The 17,134-nt window shown below is 73.1% G+C and carries 14 protein-coding genes; 10 read left to right on the top strand and 4 right to left on the bottom strand.

Annotation, left to right across the window (positions count from 1 at the left end):
• Positions 1-91: 91 nt before the first annotated feature.
• On the top strand, positions 92-1,312 hold the full coding sequence (locus tag CHC05_RS31555; RefSeq protein WP_245871308.1) for an MFS transporter: 1,221 nt from the start codon (positions 92-94) through the stop codon (positions 1,310-1,312).
• On the opposite strand, the gene CHC05_RS31550 is transcribed toward CHC05_RS31555, so the two are convergent.
• From CHC05_RS31550 to CHC05_RS31540, 3 genes are all read right to left on the bottom strand, one after another.
• Positions 1,305-2,183: an RNA polymerase sigma-70 factor gene (locus tag CHC05_RS31550; protein WP_089254275.1), complete on the bottom strand. Its 879-nt coding sequence runs from the start codon at positions 2,181-2,183 to the stop codon at positions 1,305-1,307. The genes CHC05_RS31555 and CHC05_RS31550 overlap by 8 nt on opposite strands.
• 20 nt (positions 2,184-2,203) lie before the next feature.
• Complete coding sequence (locus CHC05_RS31545) at positions 2,204-2,956, bottom strand: SDR family oxidoreductase (protein ID WP_089254274.1); 753 nt, start codon at positions 2,954-2,956, stop codon at positions 2,204-2,206.
• 121 nt (positions 2,957-3,077) lie between these two features.
• Complete coding sequence (locus CHC05_RS31540; RefSeq protein WP_089254273.1) at positions 3,078-3,824, bottom strand: GntR family transcriptional regulator; 747 nt, start codon at positions 3,822-3,824, stop codon at positions 3,078-3,080.
• Positions 3,825-3,945: 121 nt separating this feature from the next.
• Here CHC05_RS31540 and CHC05_RS31535 point away from each other — a divergent pair, with 121 nt between their 5' ends.
• From CHC05_RS31535 to CHC05_RS31505, 7 genes are read left to right on the top strand one after another with little or no spacing between them, the layout of a single operon-like run.
• Positions 3,946-4,929, top strand: a complete 984-nt coding sequence (locus CHC05_RS31535) for a Gfo/Idh/MocA family protein (RefSeq protein WP_089254272.1) — start codon at positions 3,946-3,948, stop codon at positions 4,927-4,929.
• A complete protein-coding gene (locus CHC05_RS31530; RefSeq protein WP_089254271.1) occupies positions 4,926-5,771 on the top strand; it encodes a TIM barrel protein in 846 nt (281 codons plus the stop codon). Before CHC05_RS31535 ends, CHC05_RS31530 begins: the two co-directional genes overlap by 4 nt.
• Positions 5,768-6,712 (top strand): 5-dehydro-2-deoxygluconokinase, encoded by a 945-nt coding sequence (gene iolC / locus CHC05_RS31525; RefSeq protein ID WP_089254270.1) that lies wholly within the window; start codon positions 5,768-5,770, stop codon positions 6,710-6,712. The genes CHC05_RS31530 and iolC overlap by 4 nt, the downstream gene beginning before the upstream one ends.
• The gene (locus tag CHC05_RS31520; RefSeq protein WP_089254269.1) at positions 6,705-7,580 is read left to right on the top strand and encodes a Cgl0159 family (beta/alpha)8-fold protein; all 876 of its coding nucleotides are present in this window, start codon (positions 6,705-6,707) and stop codon (positions 7,578-7,580) included. Before iolC ends, CHC05_RS31520 begins: the two co-directional genes overlap by 8 nt.
• 32 nt (positions 7,581-7,612) lie before the next feature.
• Positions 7,613-8,416 (top strand): 5-deoxy-glucuronate isomerase, encoded by an 804-nt coding sequence (gene iolB, locus CHC05_RS31515; RefSeq protein WP_245871307.1) that lies wholly within the window; start codon positions 7,613-7,615, stop codon positions 8,414-8,416.
• Complete coding sequence (gene iolD / locus CHC05_RS31510) at positions 8,413-10,254, top strand: 3D-(3,5/4)-trihydroxycyclohexane-1,2-dione acylhydrolase (decyclizing) (protein ID WP_089254267.1); 1,842 nt, start codon at positions 8,413-8,415, stop codon at positions 10,252-10,254. The genes iolB and iolD overlap by 4 nt, the downstream gene beginning before the upstream one ends.
• A gap of 12 nt (positions 10,255-10,266) precedes the next feature.
• Positions 10,267-11,739, top strand: coding sequence for a CoA-acylating methylmalonate-semialdehyde dehydrogenase (locus CHC05_RS31505; protein WP_179266468.1), 1,473 nt, complete (start codon positions 10,267-10,269; stop codon positions 11,737-11,739).
• Here CHC05_RS31505 and CHC05_RS31500 read toward each other — a convergent pair.
• The gene (locus CHC05_RS31500; protein ID WP_089254265.1) at positions 11,732-13,204 is read right to left on the bottom strand and encodes a serine/threonine-protein kinase; all 1,473 of its coding nucleotides are present in this window, start codon (positions 13,202-13,204) and stop codon (positions 11,732-11,734) included. The genes CHC05_RS31505 and CHC05_RS31500 overlap by 8 nt on opposite strands.
• A 30-nt stretch (positions 13,205-13,234) precedes the next feature.
• Here CHC05_RS31500 and CHC05_RS31495 point away from each other — a divergent pair, with 30 nt between their 5' ends.
• Both CHC05_RS31495 and CHC05_RS31490 read left to right on the top strand, forming a co-directional pair.
• Positions 13,235-14,035, top strand: coding sequence for a glycosyltransferase family protein (locus CHC05_RS31495; RefSeq protein WP_089254264.1), 801 nt, complete (start codon positions 13,235-13,237; stop codon positions 14,033-14,035).
• Entirely contained in the window at positions 14,025-17,084 is a 3,060-nt protein-coding gene (locus CHC05_RS31490) for a hypothetical protein (RefSeq protein WP_144022863.1), read from the top strand. The genes CHC05_RS31495 and CHC05_RS31490 overlap by 11 nt, the downstream gene beginning before the upstream one ends.
• Positions 17,085-17,134: the final 50 nt, after the last annotated feature.

Below are 17,134 nucleotides of genomic sequence, written 5' to 3'. Positions count from 1 at the left end.
TGACGTTCCAGGCCGATTGTCGGCCGGTCCGCTTCGCGTGCTGCTCTGATCAGTGCGGCACTGCGAGCCCTTCAGCTCAAGGGGTTCTCCTTTGCCGTCCCTGCGTAACGACCGTGACTTCCGCTTCCTCTGGGTTGGGCAGACCGCGTCCCAGCTCGGCGAGCAGGCCGCCCTGGTGGTGTTGCCGCTGGTCGCCGTGCTCACTCTCGGGGCCGCGCCGGACCAGCTCGGGGTGCTTCGGGCCGTCGGGCAGGCGCCGTTGCTGTTGCTTCCGCTCCTGGCCGGCGCCTGGGTCGACCGGTGGCGTGGTCGCACCGTCATGGTGCTCGCCGACCTCGGCCGGGCCGTCGCCCTGGCCGCCGCCGTCGTCGCCGCCTACCTCGGCGGCCTCGGCCTGCCCGCGCTGCTGGCGGTCGCCTTCGCGGTCGGGGCCATGTCGGTGTTCTTCGACGTCGCCTACCAGGCGTCCGTGGTCCGGCTCGTCGGCCGCGACCGGCTGACCGAGGCCAACAGCGCGCTGGAGGGCAGCCGGTCCGGTGCCCAGATCGCCGGTCCCGCACTCGGCGGCGCGCTGGTGTCCGTGCTCTCGGCGCCGCTGGCCGCCGCGTCCAGCGGGGTTTTCTTCGTGGTGTCGTTGCTGACGATCCGCCGCATCCGGAAGGTGGCGCCATCGCCACGCGCGCCAGGTCCGCTGTGGCGGCAGGTCCATGATGGACTCCGGTTCGTCGCCCGTGACGGTGCGCTCCGGGCGTTGTGCCTGGCGTCGGCCGCGTTCCAGTTCTGCTTCTCCGCCACGATGACGGCCTACCTGTTGTTCCTGCCGCGCGAGCTGCACCTGTCGGCCGCCGCGATCGGGCTGGTGCTCGCGGCGACCGGGCCGGGCGCCGTGGTCGGGTCCCTGCTTGCCGCCCGGCTGCCGCGGCGGCTCGGCCACGGCTTCGTGCTGGTGTCCGGGGCCGCGATCGGCGACGGGGTGCTGTTGTCGGTGCCCGCGCTGCACGGCCCGGCGGCAGTGACCGTACCCGCGCTCGTGGTGGTCAATCTGGTCTTCGGGGTGTTCGGGCAGCTCGTCAACGTCACGACGCAGGCCGTCCGGCAGGCGTTGACCCCCGACGGCCTGCAGGGCCGGGTGGCCGCGACCATCACCTTCGCCGGCATGGGCATGACGCCGCTGGGCTCGCTGCTCGGTGGCGTGCTCGCGACGCACGTCGGCCTGCGCACCGCGCTCACCGTGACGGGCGCCGGGATGTTGCTCTCACCCATGGTGATGGCCTGCTCGCCGCTGGCCAGGCTGGGAAGAGAGCTCAGCTGAACCGGTGGCGGAGCTTGTCGGGGTTGGCGATGATGTAGAGCTCCTCGATGCCCCGCGCCGACGTGGTCATCGCGATCAGCGCCTCGGGCGTCCCGTCGGCGTGCGACACCAGCACGCCCGCGTCGCCGTTCACCTCGACCTCGCGGAACGTCGACGTCTGCCAGTACTTGCGCAGCACGTTGTCGAGCAGGTTCGCCACCCGGTCGGCACCGATCACGTCCTTGCGGGCCGCGTGCACCTTGCCGCCGCCGTCGTTGCGGGCGATCACGTCGCTGGTGAGCAGCTGTTCGAAGGCAGCGATGTCGCCGTTGCGGGACGCGGCCAGGAAGCGGTCGACGAAGCGGCGGTGCTGGGCGCGGTCGACCGGCGCGGCCCGGTCGCTGGCCAGGTGCCGCCGCGCCCGGGTCACCAGCTGGCGGGCGTTGGCCTCGCTGGTCTCCAGCACCTCCGCCACGTCCTTGTGCGGGTAACCGAACGCCTCGCGCAGCACGTACGCGGCCCGCTCCGGCGCCGGAAGCCGTTCCAGCAGCAGCAGCGCGCCCATCTCCAGCGCCTCGGCCCGTTCCGCGCCCAGCGACGGGTCCGCCCGGGTGTCGACGGGCTCGGGCAGCCACGGACCCACGTACGTCTCCCGCCTCGCCCGGGCACTGGTCACCGCGTTGATGGCGAGGCGGGTGGTCGTGGTGGTGAGGAAAGCGGCTGGGTTGTCGACCTTCCGGCGATCGGTGTTCTGCCACCGCATCCAGGCTTCCTGGACGACGTCCTCGGCGTCACTGACCGAACCGAGCATCCGGTACGCGATGCCGAACAGCCGCCCGCGTACCGCCTCGAACTGGTCCAGGTCTTCGCCCGTGACGTCAGTGCCGGTCACCCGACAACCCTAGCCCCGCTCTACTTTCCGGCGTGGGCGGCGAGCCAGTCTGCGAGCTTCGTCGCACCCTTGTGGTAGTCGCCGATCGGGACGATCGTCTCGTCGTTCATGACCTGGCCGAAGTACGGCGCCGCGGGGTCGGAGACGACCTCGCGCGTGTCGCCCTTGGCCGCGAGCACCTGCCGGATGATCGCGTCGAACGTGCCGCGGTCCGGTCCGGCCACCTCGACGGCGCCGTTGACCGGTGCCGCGACCGCCGCGTCCGCGACCGCCTTCGCGACATCGGCGGACGCGATCGGCTGGAAGGCGACCGGCGCCATGTGCACCTTGCCGTCCTGGGTCGCCGAGTCGGCGATCGCGCCGAGGAACTCGAAGAACTGCGTGGCGCGCACGACCGTGTACGGCAGGCCGGAGTCGCGGATCAGCTTCTCCTGGGCGACCTTCGCAGGCAGGTACGTGCTCTGCGGGCTGCGGTCGGAACCGACGACCGACAGGGCGACGTAGTGCCCGACCCCGGTCGCCTTCATGGCGGTGACCAGGTTGTTCGTCGCCGTCGTGAAGAACTTGAGCACGTCGTCGGGCGCGAACGAGGGCGAGTTGGCCACGTCCACGAGCACGTCGGCGCCGGTCAGCACCTCGGTGAGCCCCTCACCGGTCAGCGTGTTGACGCCGCTGGACGGCGACGCCGCCACCGCCTCGTGCCCCGCCTGCTCCAGCCGGGCCACCACCTGCGAGCCGATCAGGCCGGTTCCGCCGATAACCACGATCTTCATCTGTTTTTACCCCTCGGGTCAGTCTGCGCGGCACCGTGGAGCACCGCCACCACTTCGACCAGACAGCCCGGCGATGTGTGACAGCGGTTTTTCGAAGCGGACATCTGCCCCAGACGAGGCGTCAGCGGGCGACGAGGGACACCTCGAAGGAGTAGCGGTCCGCGCGGTAGACGTGTGAGCCGTACTCGATCGCGCGGCCCGCGTGGTCGTACGCGGTGCGCTGCATGGTCAGTAGGGGTGCGCCGCGGCTCTCGCCGAGCAGGCGGGCCTCGGCCGCGGTGGCGCGGCGCGCGCCGATCGTCTGGTCGGCGATCCGCAGTTGTACGCCGTGGGTGCGCAGCACCTGGTAGAGGCCCTGCTCGCCGAGCTGCTCGGCGGTCAGCCCGGGTGCGACGCCGGCGGGCAGGTAGTTGTGCATGAGCGCGAGCGGCTCGTCCTCGGCGTACCGCAGCCGTTGGGTGGTGATGACGTCGGCGCCGGGCTCCAGGTGCAGGGCGACCGCGATGTGCTCGGGGGCGGGTGCGACCGAGAAGGCCAGCACCTCGGTGCGCGGTGACCGCTGGGCCCGGCGCAGGTCGTCGTTGAGGCTCGTCAGCTCGACCTTGCGGCGCACCGCGCTGTGCACGACCTGGGTGCCGACGCCGCGCTTGCGCACCACGAGCCCCTTGTCGACCAGGTGCGCGATGGCCTGGCGCATGGTGGGCCGGGACAGCCCGAGCCGGTCGGCGAGCATCACCTCGGTGTCGAGGCGGGAGCCGGCGGGCAGCCGGCCGGACTCGATCAGGTCCTCGAGGCTCGTCGCCACCTGGAAGTACAGCGGCACGGGGCTGAACCTGTCGATGGTGATGAGGCTGGCGATGCCGTCCACGTCGGACTCCTCGAGCGCTCGGGGGACCTCATGATAGGGCTACCGGCAACGGTCGTTTGAACGTCAGTATGTCATGACAAACGCTTGACATGAGTTCGGGACCCCAAGCAGACTTCCTGACATGCGCATCGGACTCATCGGTGCGGGACGCATCGGCGCCCTGCACGCTTCCACGCTGGCTTCGTTGCCGCCCGTGACCGGGTTGGTGATCACCGACGTCGACCGGGACCTGGCCCGGGTGCTGGCGGAGAAGGTCGGCGCCGAGACGGCCGACAGCCTGACCGACCTGCGCGCGGCCGGCGTCGACGCGGTCGTGGTCAGCACACCCACCTCGACCCATCGGGCGCTCGTCACGTACGCCGCCGAGGCCGGGCTCCCGGTCTTCTGCGAGAAGCCCGTGGCGCCCGACGTCGCCGGCACCCGGTCGGCGCTCGCCGCGGTGCGCGCCGCCGGGGTGCCGCTGCAGGTCGGCTTCCAGCGCCGGCACGACGCCGGCATCGTGGCCGTCCGCGACGCGATCGCCGGCGGCACGCTCGGCACCGTGCACCTGGTGCGCTCCGCCACCCACGACCCGGCACCACCGCCACCCGGCTACGTCGCCACCTCCGGCGGGATCTTCCGCGACTGCGCGGTGCACGACTTCGACGCCGTCCGGTTCGTCACCGGCCGCGAGGTCGTCGAGGTGTCCGCGACCGGGGCCAACCGCGGCGACGCGTTCTTCGCCGAGCACGGCGACGTGGACACCGCCGTCGCCACCCTGACCCTCGACGACGGCACCCTGGCCGTCTGCACCGCGACCCGCTACAACGGCGCCGGCTACGACGTGCGTCTGGAGGCGCACGGCTCCGCCGGTTCGCTGGCCGCAGGCCTCGACGAGCACGCGCCGCTGCCGCCGTTCGCCACCGGCGCGCCGTACGCCGGCTTCGGCGAACGGTTCCGCGACGCGTACGTCGCCGAGCTCGTCGCCTTCTGCGCGCTCGTCGCGGGCGGCGGGCCGAACACCTGCCCGGGCGAGGACGCGCTGGCCGCTCTGCTGGTCGCCGAGGCGGCCGACCTGTCCCGCCGCGAAGGCCGTCCGGTGCGGATCGCGGAGGTGGCCGCATGATCCGGGTCGCTGGGGCACCGATCTCCTGGGGCGTCTGCGAGGTGCCCGGCTGGGGTCACGTGCTGCCCGCCGAGCGGGTGCTCGGCGAGATGTCCGCGCTCGGGCTGGCCGCCACCGAGCTCGGCCCCGACGGCTATCTGCCGGCCGACCGGGCCGCGCTGCTGCGCCGGCACGACCTCGAGGTGGCCGGCGGCTTCGTACCCGTGGTGCTGCACGACCCTGCCCACGACCCGCTGCCCGCGCTGCTGCCCGGCCTCGCGACCTGGGAAGGCGCGCTCGTGCTGGCCGCCGCGACCGGCACCGACGGCTACGACGCCCGGCCCGCGCTCGACGCCGACGGCTGGCGCACGCTGCTGACCAACCTGGACCGGATCGCCGCCGCGGCCACCGATCGCGGCGTCCTGGCCACGCTGCACCCGCACGTCGGCACGATGGTCGAGCGTGAGGACGAGGTGCGCCGGGTGCTGGACGGCTCGGAGATCAAGCTCTGCCTGGACACCGGCCACCTCCTGGCCGGCGGCACCGACCCGGCGGCGCTGGCCCGCGAGGTGCCGGGCCGGGTCGCGCACGTCCACCTCAAGGACGTCGACGCGGCGTGGGCGGCGCGGGTGCGCTCCGGCGAGGTCAGCTACACCGACGCGGTCCGGGCCGGGATGTACCGGCCGCTGGGCGACGGCGACGTCGACGTGGCCGGCATCGTCACCACCTTGACCGCCAACGGCTACTCCGGGTGGTACGTCTTGGAGCAGGACACGATGCTGGACGAGGACCCGCCGGCGGGGAAGGGCCCCGTGCTCGACGTCCGCCGGAGCCTCGAACACCTGCGAAAGGTGAGCGCATGACGAGTTTTGACGTCGTCGCGGTCGGGCGGCTCGGTGTCGACCTCTACCCCGAGCAGATCGGCGTGCCGCTCGGGGCCGTGCGGACGTTCGCCAAGTCGCTCGGCGGCACCGCCGCCAACGTCGCGGTCGCGGCCGCCCGGCACGGCCGGCGGGTCGCGCTCGTCAGCGGCACCGGCCAGGACCCGTTCGGCGACTACCTGCACGTCGAGCTGCGCGGCTACGGCGTCGACGACCGCTGGGTGGCGACCGTGCCGGACCTGCCGACCCCGGTCACGTTCTGCGAGATCTTCCCGCCGGATCACTTCCCGATCTACTTCTACCGGTATCCGACCGCACCCGACCTGCGGGTCTCTGCCGAAGACCTGGACCTCGGCGCCCTGCGCGCGGCCGGCGTGCTCTGGCTGACGGGCACCGGCCTGTCGGCCGAGCCGAGTCGCGCCGCGCACCTGGCCGCGCTGCGCGCCCGCGACCGGGCTCCACTGACCATCTTGGACCTCGACTACCGCGCCCAGTTCTGGCCGGACGAGGCAACCGCCGGCGCCGCGTACCGCGAAGCCCTGCCCTTGGTCACGGTCGCGGTCGGCAACCAGGAGGAGTGCGCGGTCGCCACCGGGGAGCGCGACCCGGAGCGGGCCGCGGCGGCCCTGCGCGCCATGGGAGTCGAGATCGCCGTCGTCAAGCTCGGCGGCGACGGCGTGCTCGCGGTCAGCGCGACCGAGGCGGTCCGGGTGCCGCCGGTGAAGGTCGACGTGGTCAACGGGCTCGGCGCCGGCGACGCGTTCGGCGGCGCCCTGTGCCACGGCCTGCTGGCCGGCTGGCCGCTCGCCGGGGTGCTGGCGTTCGCCAACGCGGCCGGCGCGCTGGTCGCCGGCCGGCTCGCCTGTGCGCCCGACATGCCGACGTCCGCCGAGGTGGAGGAACTGGTGACGACCCATGCGTGAGGAAGCGTTGCGGGAGCTGGTGCGGACCCGCGCGGAGGAGCCGGAACGGCTGGCGGCCACCGCCGCGGCCCGGCGCCGCCGCCCGCTGCTGGGCGACCGGGGCCGGCTGATGCTGATCGCCGCCGACCACCCGGCCCGCGGGAACCTCGGCGTCGGCAAGCGCGGCATGGCGATGGCCGACCGGCTCGACCTGCTCGACCGCCTCCAGGTCGCGCTGTCGCGCCCCGGCGTCGACGGCGTGCTGGCGACCCCCGACGTGATCGAGGACCTGCTGCTGCTCGACGGGCTCGACGGCAAGGTGGTGATCGGCTCGATGAACCGCGGCGGGATACCCGGGACCGCGTTCGAGATCGACGACCGGTTCACCGCGTACGACGCCGACGCGCTGGCCGCCGGTCACCTCGACGGCGGCAAGATGCTGCTGCGGATCGACCCGACCGACCGGGCCAGCGCCGACGTCCTGCAGGGCTGCGCCGAGGCGGTCAGCGCGCTGGCCGCGCACCGGCTGATGGCGATGGTCGAGCCCTTCTGGGTACGCCGCGACGAGGCCGGCAAGGCCGTCAACGACCTCTCGCCGGACGCGGTGATCCGGTCGATCGCCGTCGCGCAGGCGCTCGGCCGCACGTCCGCGTACACCTGGCTCAAGGTCCCGGTCGTCGCGGACATGGAGCGGGTGCTGGCCGCCAGCACGCTGCCGGCGCTGCTGCTCGGCGGCGACCCGGGCGAGGCGCCGGACGAGACCTACGCCGCCTGGCAGAAGGCGTTGCGACTGCCGACCGTACGCGGGCTCGTGGTCGGCCGGACCCTGCTCTACCCGCCCGACGACGACGTGGCGACCGCGGTGGACACGGCGGTGAGCCTGCTGTGAGCGCGAGCTGGCACCGACCACAGTGCACAGAGGTGGCCCCCGACGGCGCGGCCTGGCGGCACACGGGGCTGCGGATCGTCACGCTTGCGCCCGGTGAGTCGACGACCTGGCACACCGGCGGCCGCGAGATGGTGGTGGTGCCGCTGGCCGGCGCCGCCGAGGTGAGCTGTGCCGGCGTCGACCTGACCCTGCACGGCCGGCCCGACGTCTTCACCGCGGCCACCGACCTGTGCTACCTGCCGCCCGGCGCGGACGTAAGCCTGGCCAGCGAGGCCGGTGGTCGGTTCGCGGTCGCGTCCGCCGCCGCCGAGCCGGGTCTCCCGGTGCGCTACCGCCCCGCCGCCGACGTGCCCGTCGAGGTGCGCGGTGCCGGCGTGGCCACCCGCCAGGTCAACAACCTCGCCGACGCGGCGTCGTTCGAGTGCCGGAAGCTGATCGTGGTCGAGGTGCTCACGCCCGGCGGCAACTGGTCGAGCTACCCGCCGCACAAGCACGACGAGCACCGGCCCGACGAGACCGCGCTCGAGGAGATCTACTACTTCGAGGTCGCCAGCGGCGGCCCCGGCTACCAGCGGGTCTACGGCAGCACGCCGGACCGCCCGATCGACGTGCTGGCCGAGGTGCGCACCGGCGACGTCGTGCTCGTGCCGCACGGCTGGCACGGCCCGTCGATGGCGGCGCCCGGCTACGACCTCTACTACCTCAACGTGATGGCCGGGCCCGGCTCCGACCGGGCCTGGCGGTTCCGCGACGACCCCGCGCACGCCTGGATCCGCGACACCTGGGCGGACCAGCCGACCGATCCCCGCGTTCCGTTCTACGGGAGGCCCGCATGACGACCCGACTCACGGTGGCGCAGGCCCTGGTCCGGTTCCTCACCGCGCAGGAGACCGAACGCGACGGCGTGCGCCACCGGTTCTTCGCCGGCACCTTCGGCATCTTCGGGCACGGCAACCTGGCCGGGATGGGCCAGGCCCTGCGGGAGTACGCCGAGACGATGCCGTACCACCTGGCCCGCAACGAGCAGGCGATGGTGCACTCGGCGGCGGCGTACGCCCGGATGACCAACCGGCTGTCCACGTACGCCTGCACCACCTCCGTCGGGCCGGGCGCGACCAACATGGTCACGGGTGCGGCTGGGGCGACCATCAACCGGCTGCCGGTCCTGCTGCTGCCCGGCGACACCTTCGCCACCCGGGTCGCCGATCCGGTGCTGCAACAGCTCGAGGTCCCGTACGCCGGTGACGTGTCGGTCAACGACTGCCTGCGCCCGGTGTCCCGCTACTTCGACCGGGTCAACCGCCCCGAGCAGCTCGTGGAGGCGGCGCTGCGGGCGATGCGGGTGCTCACCGACCCGGTGGAGACCGGCGCGGTGACCCTGGCGCTGCCGCAGGACGTGCAGGCCGAGGCGTACGACTGGCCCGACGAGTTCTTCGCGCCCCGGGTCTGGCACGTGGCCCGCCCGGTGCCGGAGCCGGCCGCGCTGGACCGCGCCGCCGACGCGATCCGGTCGGCCCGCCGCCCGCTGATCGTGGCCGGCGGCGGCGTCATCTATTCCGAGGCCACCGAGGCCCTGGCGGCGTTCGCCGAGCGGACCGGAGTGCCGGTCGCGGAGACCCAGGCGGGCAAGGGCGCGCTGCATCACGACCACCCGTCGGCGGTCGGCGCGATCGGTGCCACCGGCACGACGGCGGCCAACGAGCTCGCGGCCCGGGCCGACGTGGTGATCGGGATCGGGACGCGCTACTCGGACTTCACCACCGCGTCGCGCACGCTGTTCGCCGACCCCTCGGTGCGGTTCGTCAATCTCAACGTGGCGTCCTTCGACGCGGCCAAGCACAGTGGACTGTCCCTCGTGGCCGATGCGCGGGCCGGCCTGACGGCGCTGGACGAGGCGTTGGCCGACTGGCAGGTCGACGACGGCTACCTGGTGCGGGCGGCCCAGCTGACCGCGGCCTGGAACGAGACCGTCGACCGGGCGTACGCCCTGGACCACCGGCCGCTGCCCGCCCAGAGCGCGGTGATCGGCGCGGTCAACGACGCCGCCGGCGACCGGGGGGTGGTGGTCTGCGCGGCCGGTTCGATACCCGGCGACCTGCACAAGCTGTGGCGGCCCCGCGATCCGAAGCAGTACCACGTCGAGTACGGCTACTCCTGCATGGGCTACGAGATCGCCGGCGGCCTCGGGGTCAAGCTCGCCGCACCCGACCGCGACGTGTTCGTGCTGGTCGGCGACGGCTCGTACCTGATGATGTCGAGCGAGCTCGCGACCGCGGTCGCCGAGGGCGTGAAGCTGATCGTCGTGCTGGTGGTCAACCACGGCTTCGCCTCGATCGGCGCCCTGTCCGAGACGGTCGGCGTCAACCGCTTCGGCACCTGGTACCGCGACCGCGACGGCGCCAACCTGCCGACCGACCTGGCCGCGAACGCGGCGAGCCTGGGCGCGCACACCGTCAGCGTGGCCGACCTCGACGGGCTGCGGGCGGCGCTGGCGACGGCGCAGGCGGCTGACCGCACGACCGTCATCCAGATCGAGACCGACCCGCTGGTGCACGCACCGGACTCCGAGGCGTGGTGGGACGTGCCGGTCGCCGAGGTGGCGCGCACGTCCGGCACCGAGGCGGCGCGGGCCGCGTACGAGAAGGCCAAGCAGGCCCAGCGTTCTCACCTGTAAGGGGTTTTTCTGTTGCGCACCATCGAGCACGTCATCGGCGGCACCCGGCGCTCCTCGGCGCGGACCCTGCCTGTTTACGACCCGGCGACCGGCGTCGAGACCGCGCGGGTGGCCGCGGCGACTGCCGCCGACGTGGACGACGCGGTCGCGGCCGCCGGCAAGGCGTTCGTGGAGTGGAGCGAGGTCTCGCTCGCGCGGCGCAGCGCCGTCATGTTCGCCATGCGCGACCTGGTCGACCGGCACGCCGAGGAGCTTGCCCGGCTGGTCACCGCCGAGCACGGCAAGACCCTCGACGACGCCCGCGGCGAGGTGACCCGCGGCCGGGAGGTGATCGACTACGCCTGCGGTGTCCCGTCGCTGCTCAAGGGCGCCTACACCGACCAGGCCTCGACCGGCGTCGACGCCTGGACGTTCCGGCAGCCGCTGGGCGTGTGCGCCGGCATCACCCCGTTCAACTTCCCGGTGATGGTGCCGCTGTGGATGCATCCCCTGGCGATCGCGACCGGCAACACGTTCGTGCTCAAGCCCAGCGAGCGTGACCCGTCGGCGTCGTCCCTGATCGCGTCCCTATATGCCGATGCCGGCCTGCCCGACGGGGTCTTCAACGTGGTGCACGGCGACAAGGTGGCCGTCGACGCGCTGCTCGACCACCCCGACGTCGCCGCCGTCTCGTTCGTCGGCTCGACGCCGGTCGCCCGCTACGTGCACCAGCGGGCGGTTGCGGCCGGCAAGCGGGTGCAGGCGTTGGGCGGGGCGAAGAACCACGCGGTGGTACTGCCGGACGCGGACCTCGACGACGCGGCGCGGCAGATCACCGGGGCCGCGTACGGGTCGGCGGGGCAGCGCTGCATGGCGATTTCGGCCGTGGTCGCCGTCGGCGCCGCCGCCGACCCGCTCGTGGAACGGCTGGCGGCGCAGGCGCGCGCGATCGTCGTCGGGCCGGGCGCCGACCCGGCCAGCCAGATGGGACCGGTCGTCACGGCGGCGGCCCGGGACCGCATCCTGTCCCTTGTGGACTCGTCCAGCGCCGAGCTGGTCGTGGACGGCCGCAACCTGGCCGACGGTCCCGGTTTCTTCGTCGGCCCGTGCCTGTTCGACCACGTCGGCACCGACATGCCGGTCTACCGGGAGGAGATCTTCGGGCCGGTGCTGGTCGTGCTGCGGGTGGCCACCCTCGACGAGGCGCTGGACCTGGTGAACGCGAACCCGTACGGCAACGGCGCGGCGATCTTCACCGACTCGGGTGCGGCCGCGCGACGATTCCAACGCGGGGTGCGCGCCGGCATGGTCGGCGTCAACGTGCCGATCCCGGTCCCGATGGCGTACCACTCGTTCGGGGGCTGGAAGGACTCGCTGTTCGGCGACACCCACGTGCACGGCCCGGAAGGGGTGGCGTTCTACACCCGGGCCAAGGCGGTCACGTCGCGCTGGCCGGGCCCGGCGGCCTCCTCCGCGCCGTCGCTGCACTTCCCGACCGCTAGCTGACGCCTCGGTAGCTGCTCAGGACCAGTCGGAACAGCTCCTGGTCGCGCGGCCATGCTTTGTCGTCGGTGAACCAGGACAGCGCGTACGCCCGGCCGGCGTCGGTGGTGACGGTGACGCGCCGGGCGTGCTTGCCTGACCAGGTGAACTCCCATTCGGCGCCACCCTCGGCGGCCCGCACCGGGCCGATCCGCAGCCGCGTGTACGCGGGGCGCCCGGCCACGTCCGGCTCCGCCTGACGCCAGAGGTCCGCGGGGTCCGCGGTGGGCGTGACGGCGGGGTCGATCGCCAGGGTCCGGACGCCGATCGCGTCCCGGAAGCAGACCGCGTCGCCGGCCTGGAAGCGCGTCCAGGTGGCGGGCACGGCCACGGTGAACCCGGTCTGGTCGGTGTGCCAGCGCCAACCGGGCGGGAGCGCGAAAGCGCCGGTGCCGCCGCTGGGTGCGGTGGCGCCGGGCTGCGGGGCGGCGTTCAAGCATGCGTGTACGGGAGGCGGGCCGGGCGCCGGCTCGTCGGCCGGGAGGGCGACCGCGGCGGCGGTGCCCACCGAGGCCAGCGTCAGCGCGCCGGCGGCGGCCAGCACGACCCGCCAGCGGTGTTGCCCGGCCAGCCGACGGCCCACCCGCGCCAACCGTCCGCGCGACCCGGGGGCCGGGGCACGGCGGGGCGGTTCGCCGTCCGCGACCGCTTCGAGCGATTGCCGCGTCTCGACGGCGTTCGGGCGGCGGCCCGGGTCGCGGTCCAGCAGGCGCAGGATCACGGGGGCGAGCGGCCCGGCGCGGCGCAGCGGGTCGGGCGGACCGGCGGCGAGCGCGGTCAGCGTCGCGACGACGCTCGGTCGGTGGTACGGAGCCGCGCCTTCCACGAGCGCGTAGAGGGTCGCGCCCAGCGACCACAGGTCGCACTCCACGGTGGACGCGCCGGTGCGGGCGAACTCGGGCGCGACGAAGTCCGGCGACCCGAGGACCTGCTTGGGAATCGTCACCCCGCCCTCGGCGGCGACCGCGAGACCGAAGTCGGTGAGCACCACCCGGCCGTCGTCCGCGAGCAGGATGTTCTGTGGCTTCACGTCGCGGTGCAGGATGCCGGCCCGGTGCGCGGCGTCCAGAGCGGACAGGATCTCCAGCCCGAGCCGCGCGGTCTCGTCCGGGTCGAACGGCCCGCGCTCGGCGACCACCTCGTGCAGCGAGCGGCCCGGCACGTACTCCATCACGATCCATGGCCGGTCCGTCTGGATCACGTCGAGGATCGCGACCACGTTCGGGTGCCGCAGGCGCGACGCGGCCCGGGCCTCCCGCAGGGTCTGCTGCCAGCGGTCGGCGCCCAGCCACGGCTGCGCCAGCACCTCCTTGACCGCGACGGCCCGCCCGAGGACGGGGTCGTGCGCGCGCCAGACCCGTCCCATGCCTCCGGTGCCGATGACCTCGTCGAGGACATAACGGCCGGCAAGCACGGTTTCGGCGGTCACATCAGTGCTTCGAGACCACCGCGCCACCGGATGGGTCGATCCGCCGACTTCTTTGGGGGACCCCACCGCGGCGACCGGACCGCTACGGTCGGTGCGTGGACGAACCGGCTGGCGGCGGGGCTGGGGGTGGGCGTCGGGCTCTACAACAAGCACCTGGTGCTGCTGACGCTGGTCGCGATCGGCGTCGGGCTGGCCGCGGTCGGTTCGCGGCGGGTGTTCGCGTCGCGCTGGCTCTGGGCGGGCGTCGCGGTCGCCCTGGTGGTCGGCTCGCCGAACGTGGTCTACCAGGTCACCCACGGCTGGCCGCAGCTCGAATTGGCCGACGCGATCCGGGAGGACAAGGGCGCCGACGGTGGTGGTCGCGGTGGGTTTCGGCAACGGCGTCGACATCCCGAACGAGGAACAGGACAACGACGTACGCGTCCGCCGCGACCCGACCAGTCCCTGGCCCACCCTCTGGCCACGCCTCCAGCACTACTCGTAGCGGTTGGCGCGGACCTCGTCCATCATGAGTGGATGAAGCGGCGGTGGTGGTCGCTGGCGGCCGTGCTCGGCGTCGTCGTGCTCGCCGGTTGGATCGTCTTCCTCGTCATGGTCGGCCGGGCGGGCGCCGACCAGTTGTCGAGCGTGGTGGGCACGATCCTCACAGCGTTCTTCGGCGTGGCGAGTCTCGTGGCGGCGATCCGCAAGCGTTCCCAGCGACCGTCTGACCCGGAGTCCACGTCACCAGCACCGGTCCAGATCAACCAGGCTTCCGGAGACGGAACGGTGTACGGAGTCCAGGGCGGCGATCTGTTCGTCGGTGACCCGGACCGACGCCATGAGGAGTGATCGGGTCGGCCGCCAGCTCAACGTGGCCAGCGGCGCCGGAATGGTCGCAGCGGTCCAGGGCGGTGATCTACACGTACACCAGCGCATCGGCACCCATTTCATCGACGAGATGTCGTTCGACGTGGCCCTGCCCCACAGCGACGAACAGCCGAGCCGCCTGCTGAACGCGGGCAACCAGGTGGTCGACTTCACGGGCCGGCAGCGGGAGATCGCGGACCTGACCGCGTGGCGGGACGACGCCGCGGCGGTCGCGGTCCGGCTCGTGCACGGTGGCGCCGGACAGGGCAAGACCCGCCTGGCGCACCGGTTCGCCGAACTGTCGCGGGCCGCCGGATGGGTGACGCTGCGGGCCCGGCACAGCCGTGACGGGACCGTCCGAGCCATCGAGGTGCAGCAGGGCAACGCCCTGGCGACTTCGGGTCGCGTGTTCGTGCTGGTGGACTACGCGGAGCGGTGGCCGCTGTCCGACCTGTTGGCGCTGTTGCTCGATCGCCGCCTGCACGGTGCCCGGTCGCTGCGCGTGCTGTTGTTGGCGCGTCCCCTCGGCAACTGGTGGCACGCGCTGACGCACCGGCTCGCGGAGGCGCTCGGAGTGGAAGCGGACAGTGCGGAGCTCGACCCGGTCGACGCCACCGACGACGCCTACCGCGTCGCGAGCGCCTGCTTCGCGCGGACCTTGGGCGTGCCGGACCCGAGCCTGCCACGACCAGAGGTCCAAGGCTCGGTGTTGTCGATCCACATGGCGGCACTCGCCGGGGTGCTCGCGGCCAAGCGGGGCGACACACCTCCCACGACCCCGGCCGACCTGTCCGCGTACCTGCTCGAACGCGAACAGAGCCACTGGCAGTACATGTACGACAACGATCGACGGGTCGAGTCGACGCCGCGGGTGATGGGGCGGGCGGCCTACCTGGCCGCGCTGACGCGGCCGCTCGACTACGCGGCGGCGGTGGATGCGCTCAAGGCGACCGCCGTGGTGGACGAGGCCGCGGCCGCGGGGAAGGTCCTGGACGACCATGCCATGTGCTATCCGCCGCACGACCCGACCACCATGCTCGAGCCGCTGTATCCGGACCGCCTCGCCGAGGACTTCGTCGCGCTCCAGACGCCCGGGCACGCCGTGCGCGGTTTTCGATCCGACGCGTGGGCGAACACCGCGTTCGTGGCGTTGATCGCGGACAGCGTTCGCAACCGGGCCACCGCGTTGCCGCTGCTGATCGAGACCGCACGACGATGGCCACACCTCGCCGAGCGCCAGATCCTGCCGTTGCTGCACGACCGGCCCGGCCTCGTCGTGCAAGCAGGCAGTGCCGCCTTGGCGGCCCTGGCCGCCGCGCCCTACGTGCCGTTGCGGATGCTGGAGGCGATCGAGTCGGCGCTGCCGACCGATCCGACGACCGATCTGCACGCCGGGGTCGCCGCGATCACCGAGCGGATCGCCGACGAGCTGGCTGGTCAGTCGATCGATCCGTTGCGGGTGGCCAGGCTTTCGCAGAAGTTGGGCTGGCGCCTGCTCGACGCCGGCCGGGTGCGGGATGGCATCGACCTGTTGGGCCGCGCGCTCGAGGCGGCCAATCGCCTGGCGGAGGCGGATCGCGCCGCTCACGGAGCGCTGCTGGAGATCGCGCTGCGCAGCCTCGGCCGGGCGCAGGTGCGCTCCGGCGACTGGGAGCCGGCGGTAGCGGCACTGTCCCAGGCGGTCGCCCTCTGGTCCGACCCGGTGGCGGGCGTGCTGCCGGCGTCCGCTGACATCGCGAGCTGCTTGGGCGACCTCAGCCTCGCGTTGTGGCGCCTGGGTGATCGGTCGTCGTTCCGGACCCGCGCGGAGGCCATCGTCCGGCTGCGCCAGCTCGTGCGAACCGGTCGACACCACCGGCTCACGCTGATCCGCGTGCTCATCGCCCAGGCCGACCAGCTCCGACAGGACGACCGCCACGACGACTCGTTGGGCGCGCTCGACGAAGCCATCGCCCTGGTGCGTGAGGTCGCGGCCGACCCTGATGCCGGGCTCGAGTCGGAGTTCGCACTTGCCCTGATCGGCCGCGCCAAGACGCTGCAGTCGCTCGGCCGGTCCCCCGACGCCGCCAGGGCCGCGGCCGGTGCCGTCAAGATCTTCCGTCCACTCGCCGCGGTCGACATCTCGTACGACCGGGACCTGGCCCACGCCCTGCAGGTCGAGGCCGAGGTCGCGGCCGGTCTCGAGCGGTGGCCCGACGCCATCGACCGGCAGGAGCAGGCGACCGCGATCTATCGGCGACTCGCGCGGATCAGCGTCGCCCGGCACGGCGTCGACCTGTGCCGGGCGCTGCTCGCCTTCGCCAGGCTGTGCCGCGATGCCGGCGTCCGCGCAGCGGACGCTTTCGCGGTGTTGCACGAGGCGGTAGCGCTGCTCCAGGTGAGTCTTCTGGACGCCGACGCCCGGGAGCGCCTGCTGGTGAGTGCGGCCTCGATCGGCGCGGACCTGCTCGACGCCGCCGGCCGCACTGACGACGCCGACGCTCTTCGGCGCTCACGACACTGGCCCGATCGCCCGCCGCAGTCGGCGCGGCAACCGGCGGCGCGGCCGCTGGTGCCGAGCGCGGGGCAGAAGGAGATGGCCCGGTCGGTGGCTGGTCTGACGCAGTACCTGGCGGCGGCCCGGCTCGCCCGGCTGCCGCCGGCCGATGCGGCAGGCGTGATAGCCGCCCTGCGTGACGTGCGACTGTGGTGGCTGGAGGCCATCCTCCGCAGCCTCGACCCGGCGCGGGAGACGGCGATGCTGCGTCTGCTGGTGCGCTACGACGCGGTCGTCGTCGACGAGATCACGTGGCGGGTGGTTGCCAAGCGGCTGCTCACGTTGCCGGTGGCCGACGTCGCCGAGATCCTCAGCCACGCCAGTGTCGAGACCGCCGCGGCTGTGTTGAACTACGACCACTCGCGCGAGATGGCGACGGAGGTGCTCAAGCTGCTCGAACACTCCGTCCAGATAAAACGGCTCATCGACTACGACCCGCAGGAGCTGGAGCACCCGTTCCTCAGATGGCGGCGCTCGACACCACCGTCATCCTAGGACGCTTTAGGGGTTGTGCGGCCGACCACCGGGAGCGGATTGGATCTTCG

It is taken from the genome of Asanoa hainanensis, assembly GCF_900188485.1.
Classification (GTDB): domain Bacteria; phylum Actinomycetota; class Actinomycetes; order Mycobacteriales; family Micromonosporaceae; genus Asanoa; species Asanoa hainanensis.
Note: the sequence above shows the minus strand (reverse complement) of the source record. Positions and strands in the feature narration are given on the sequence as shown.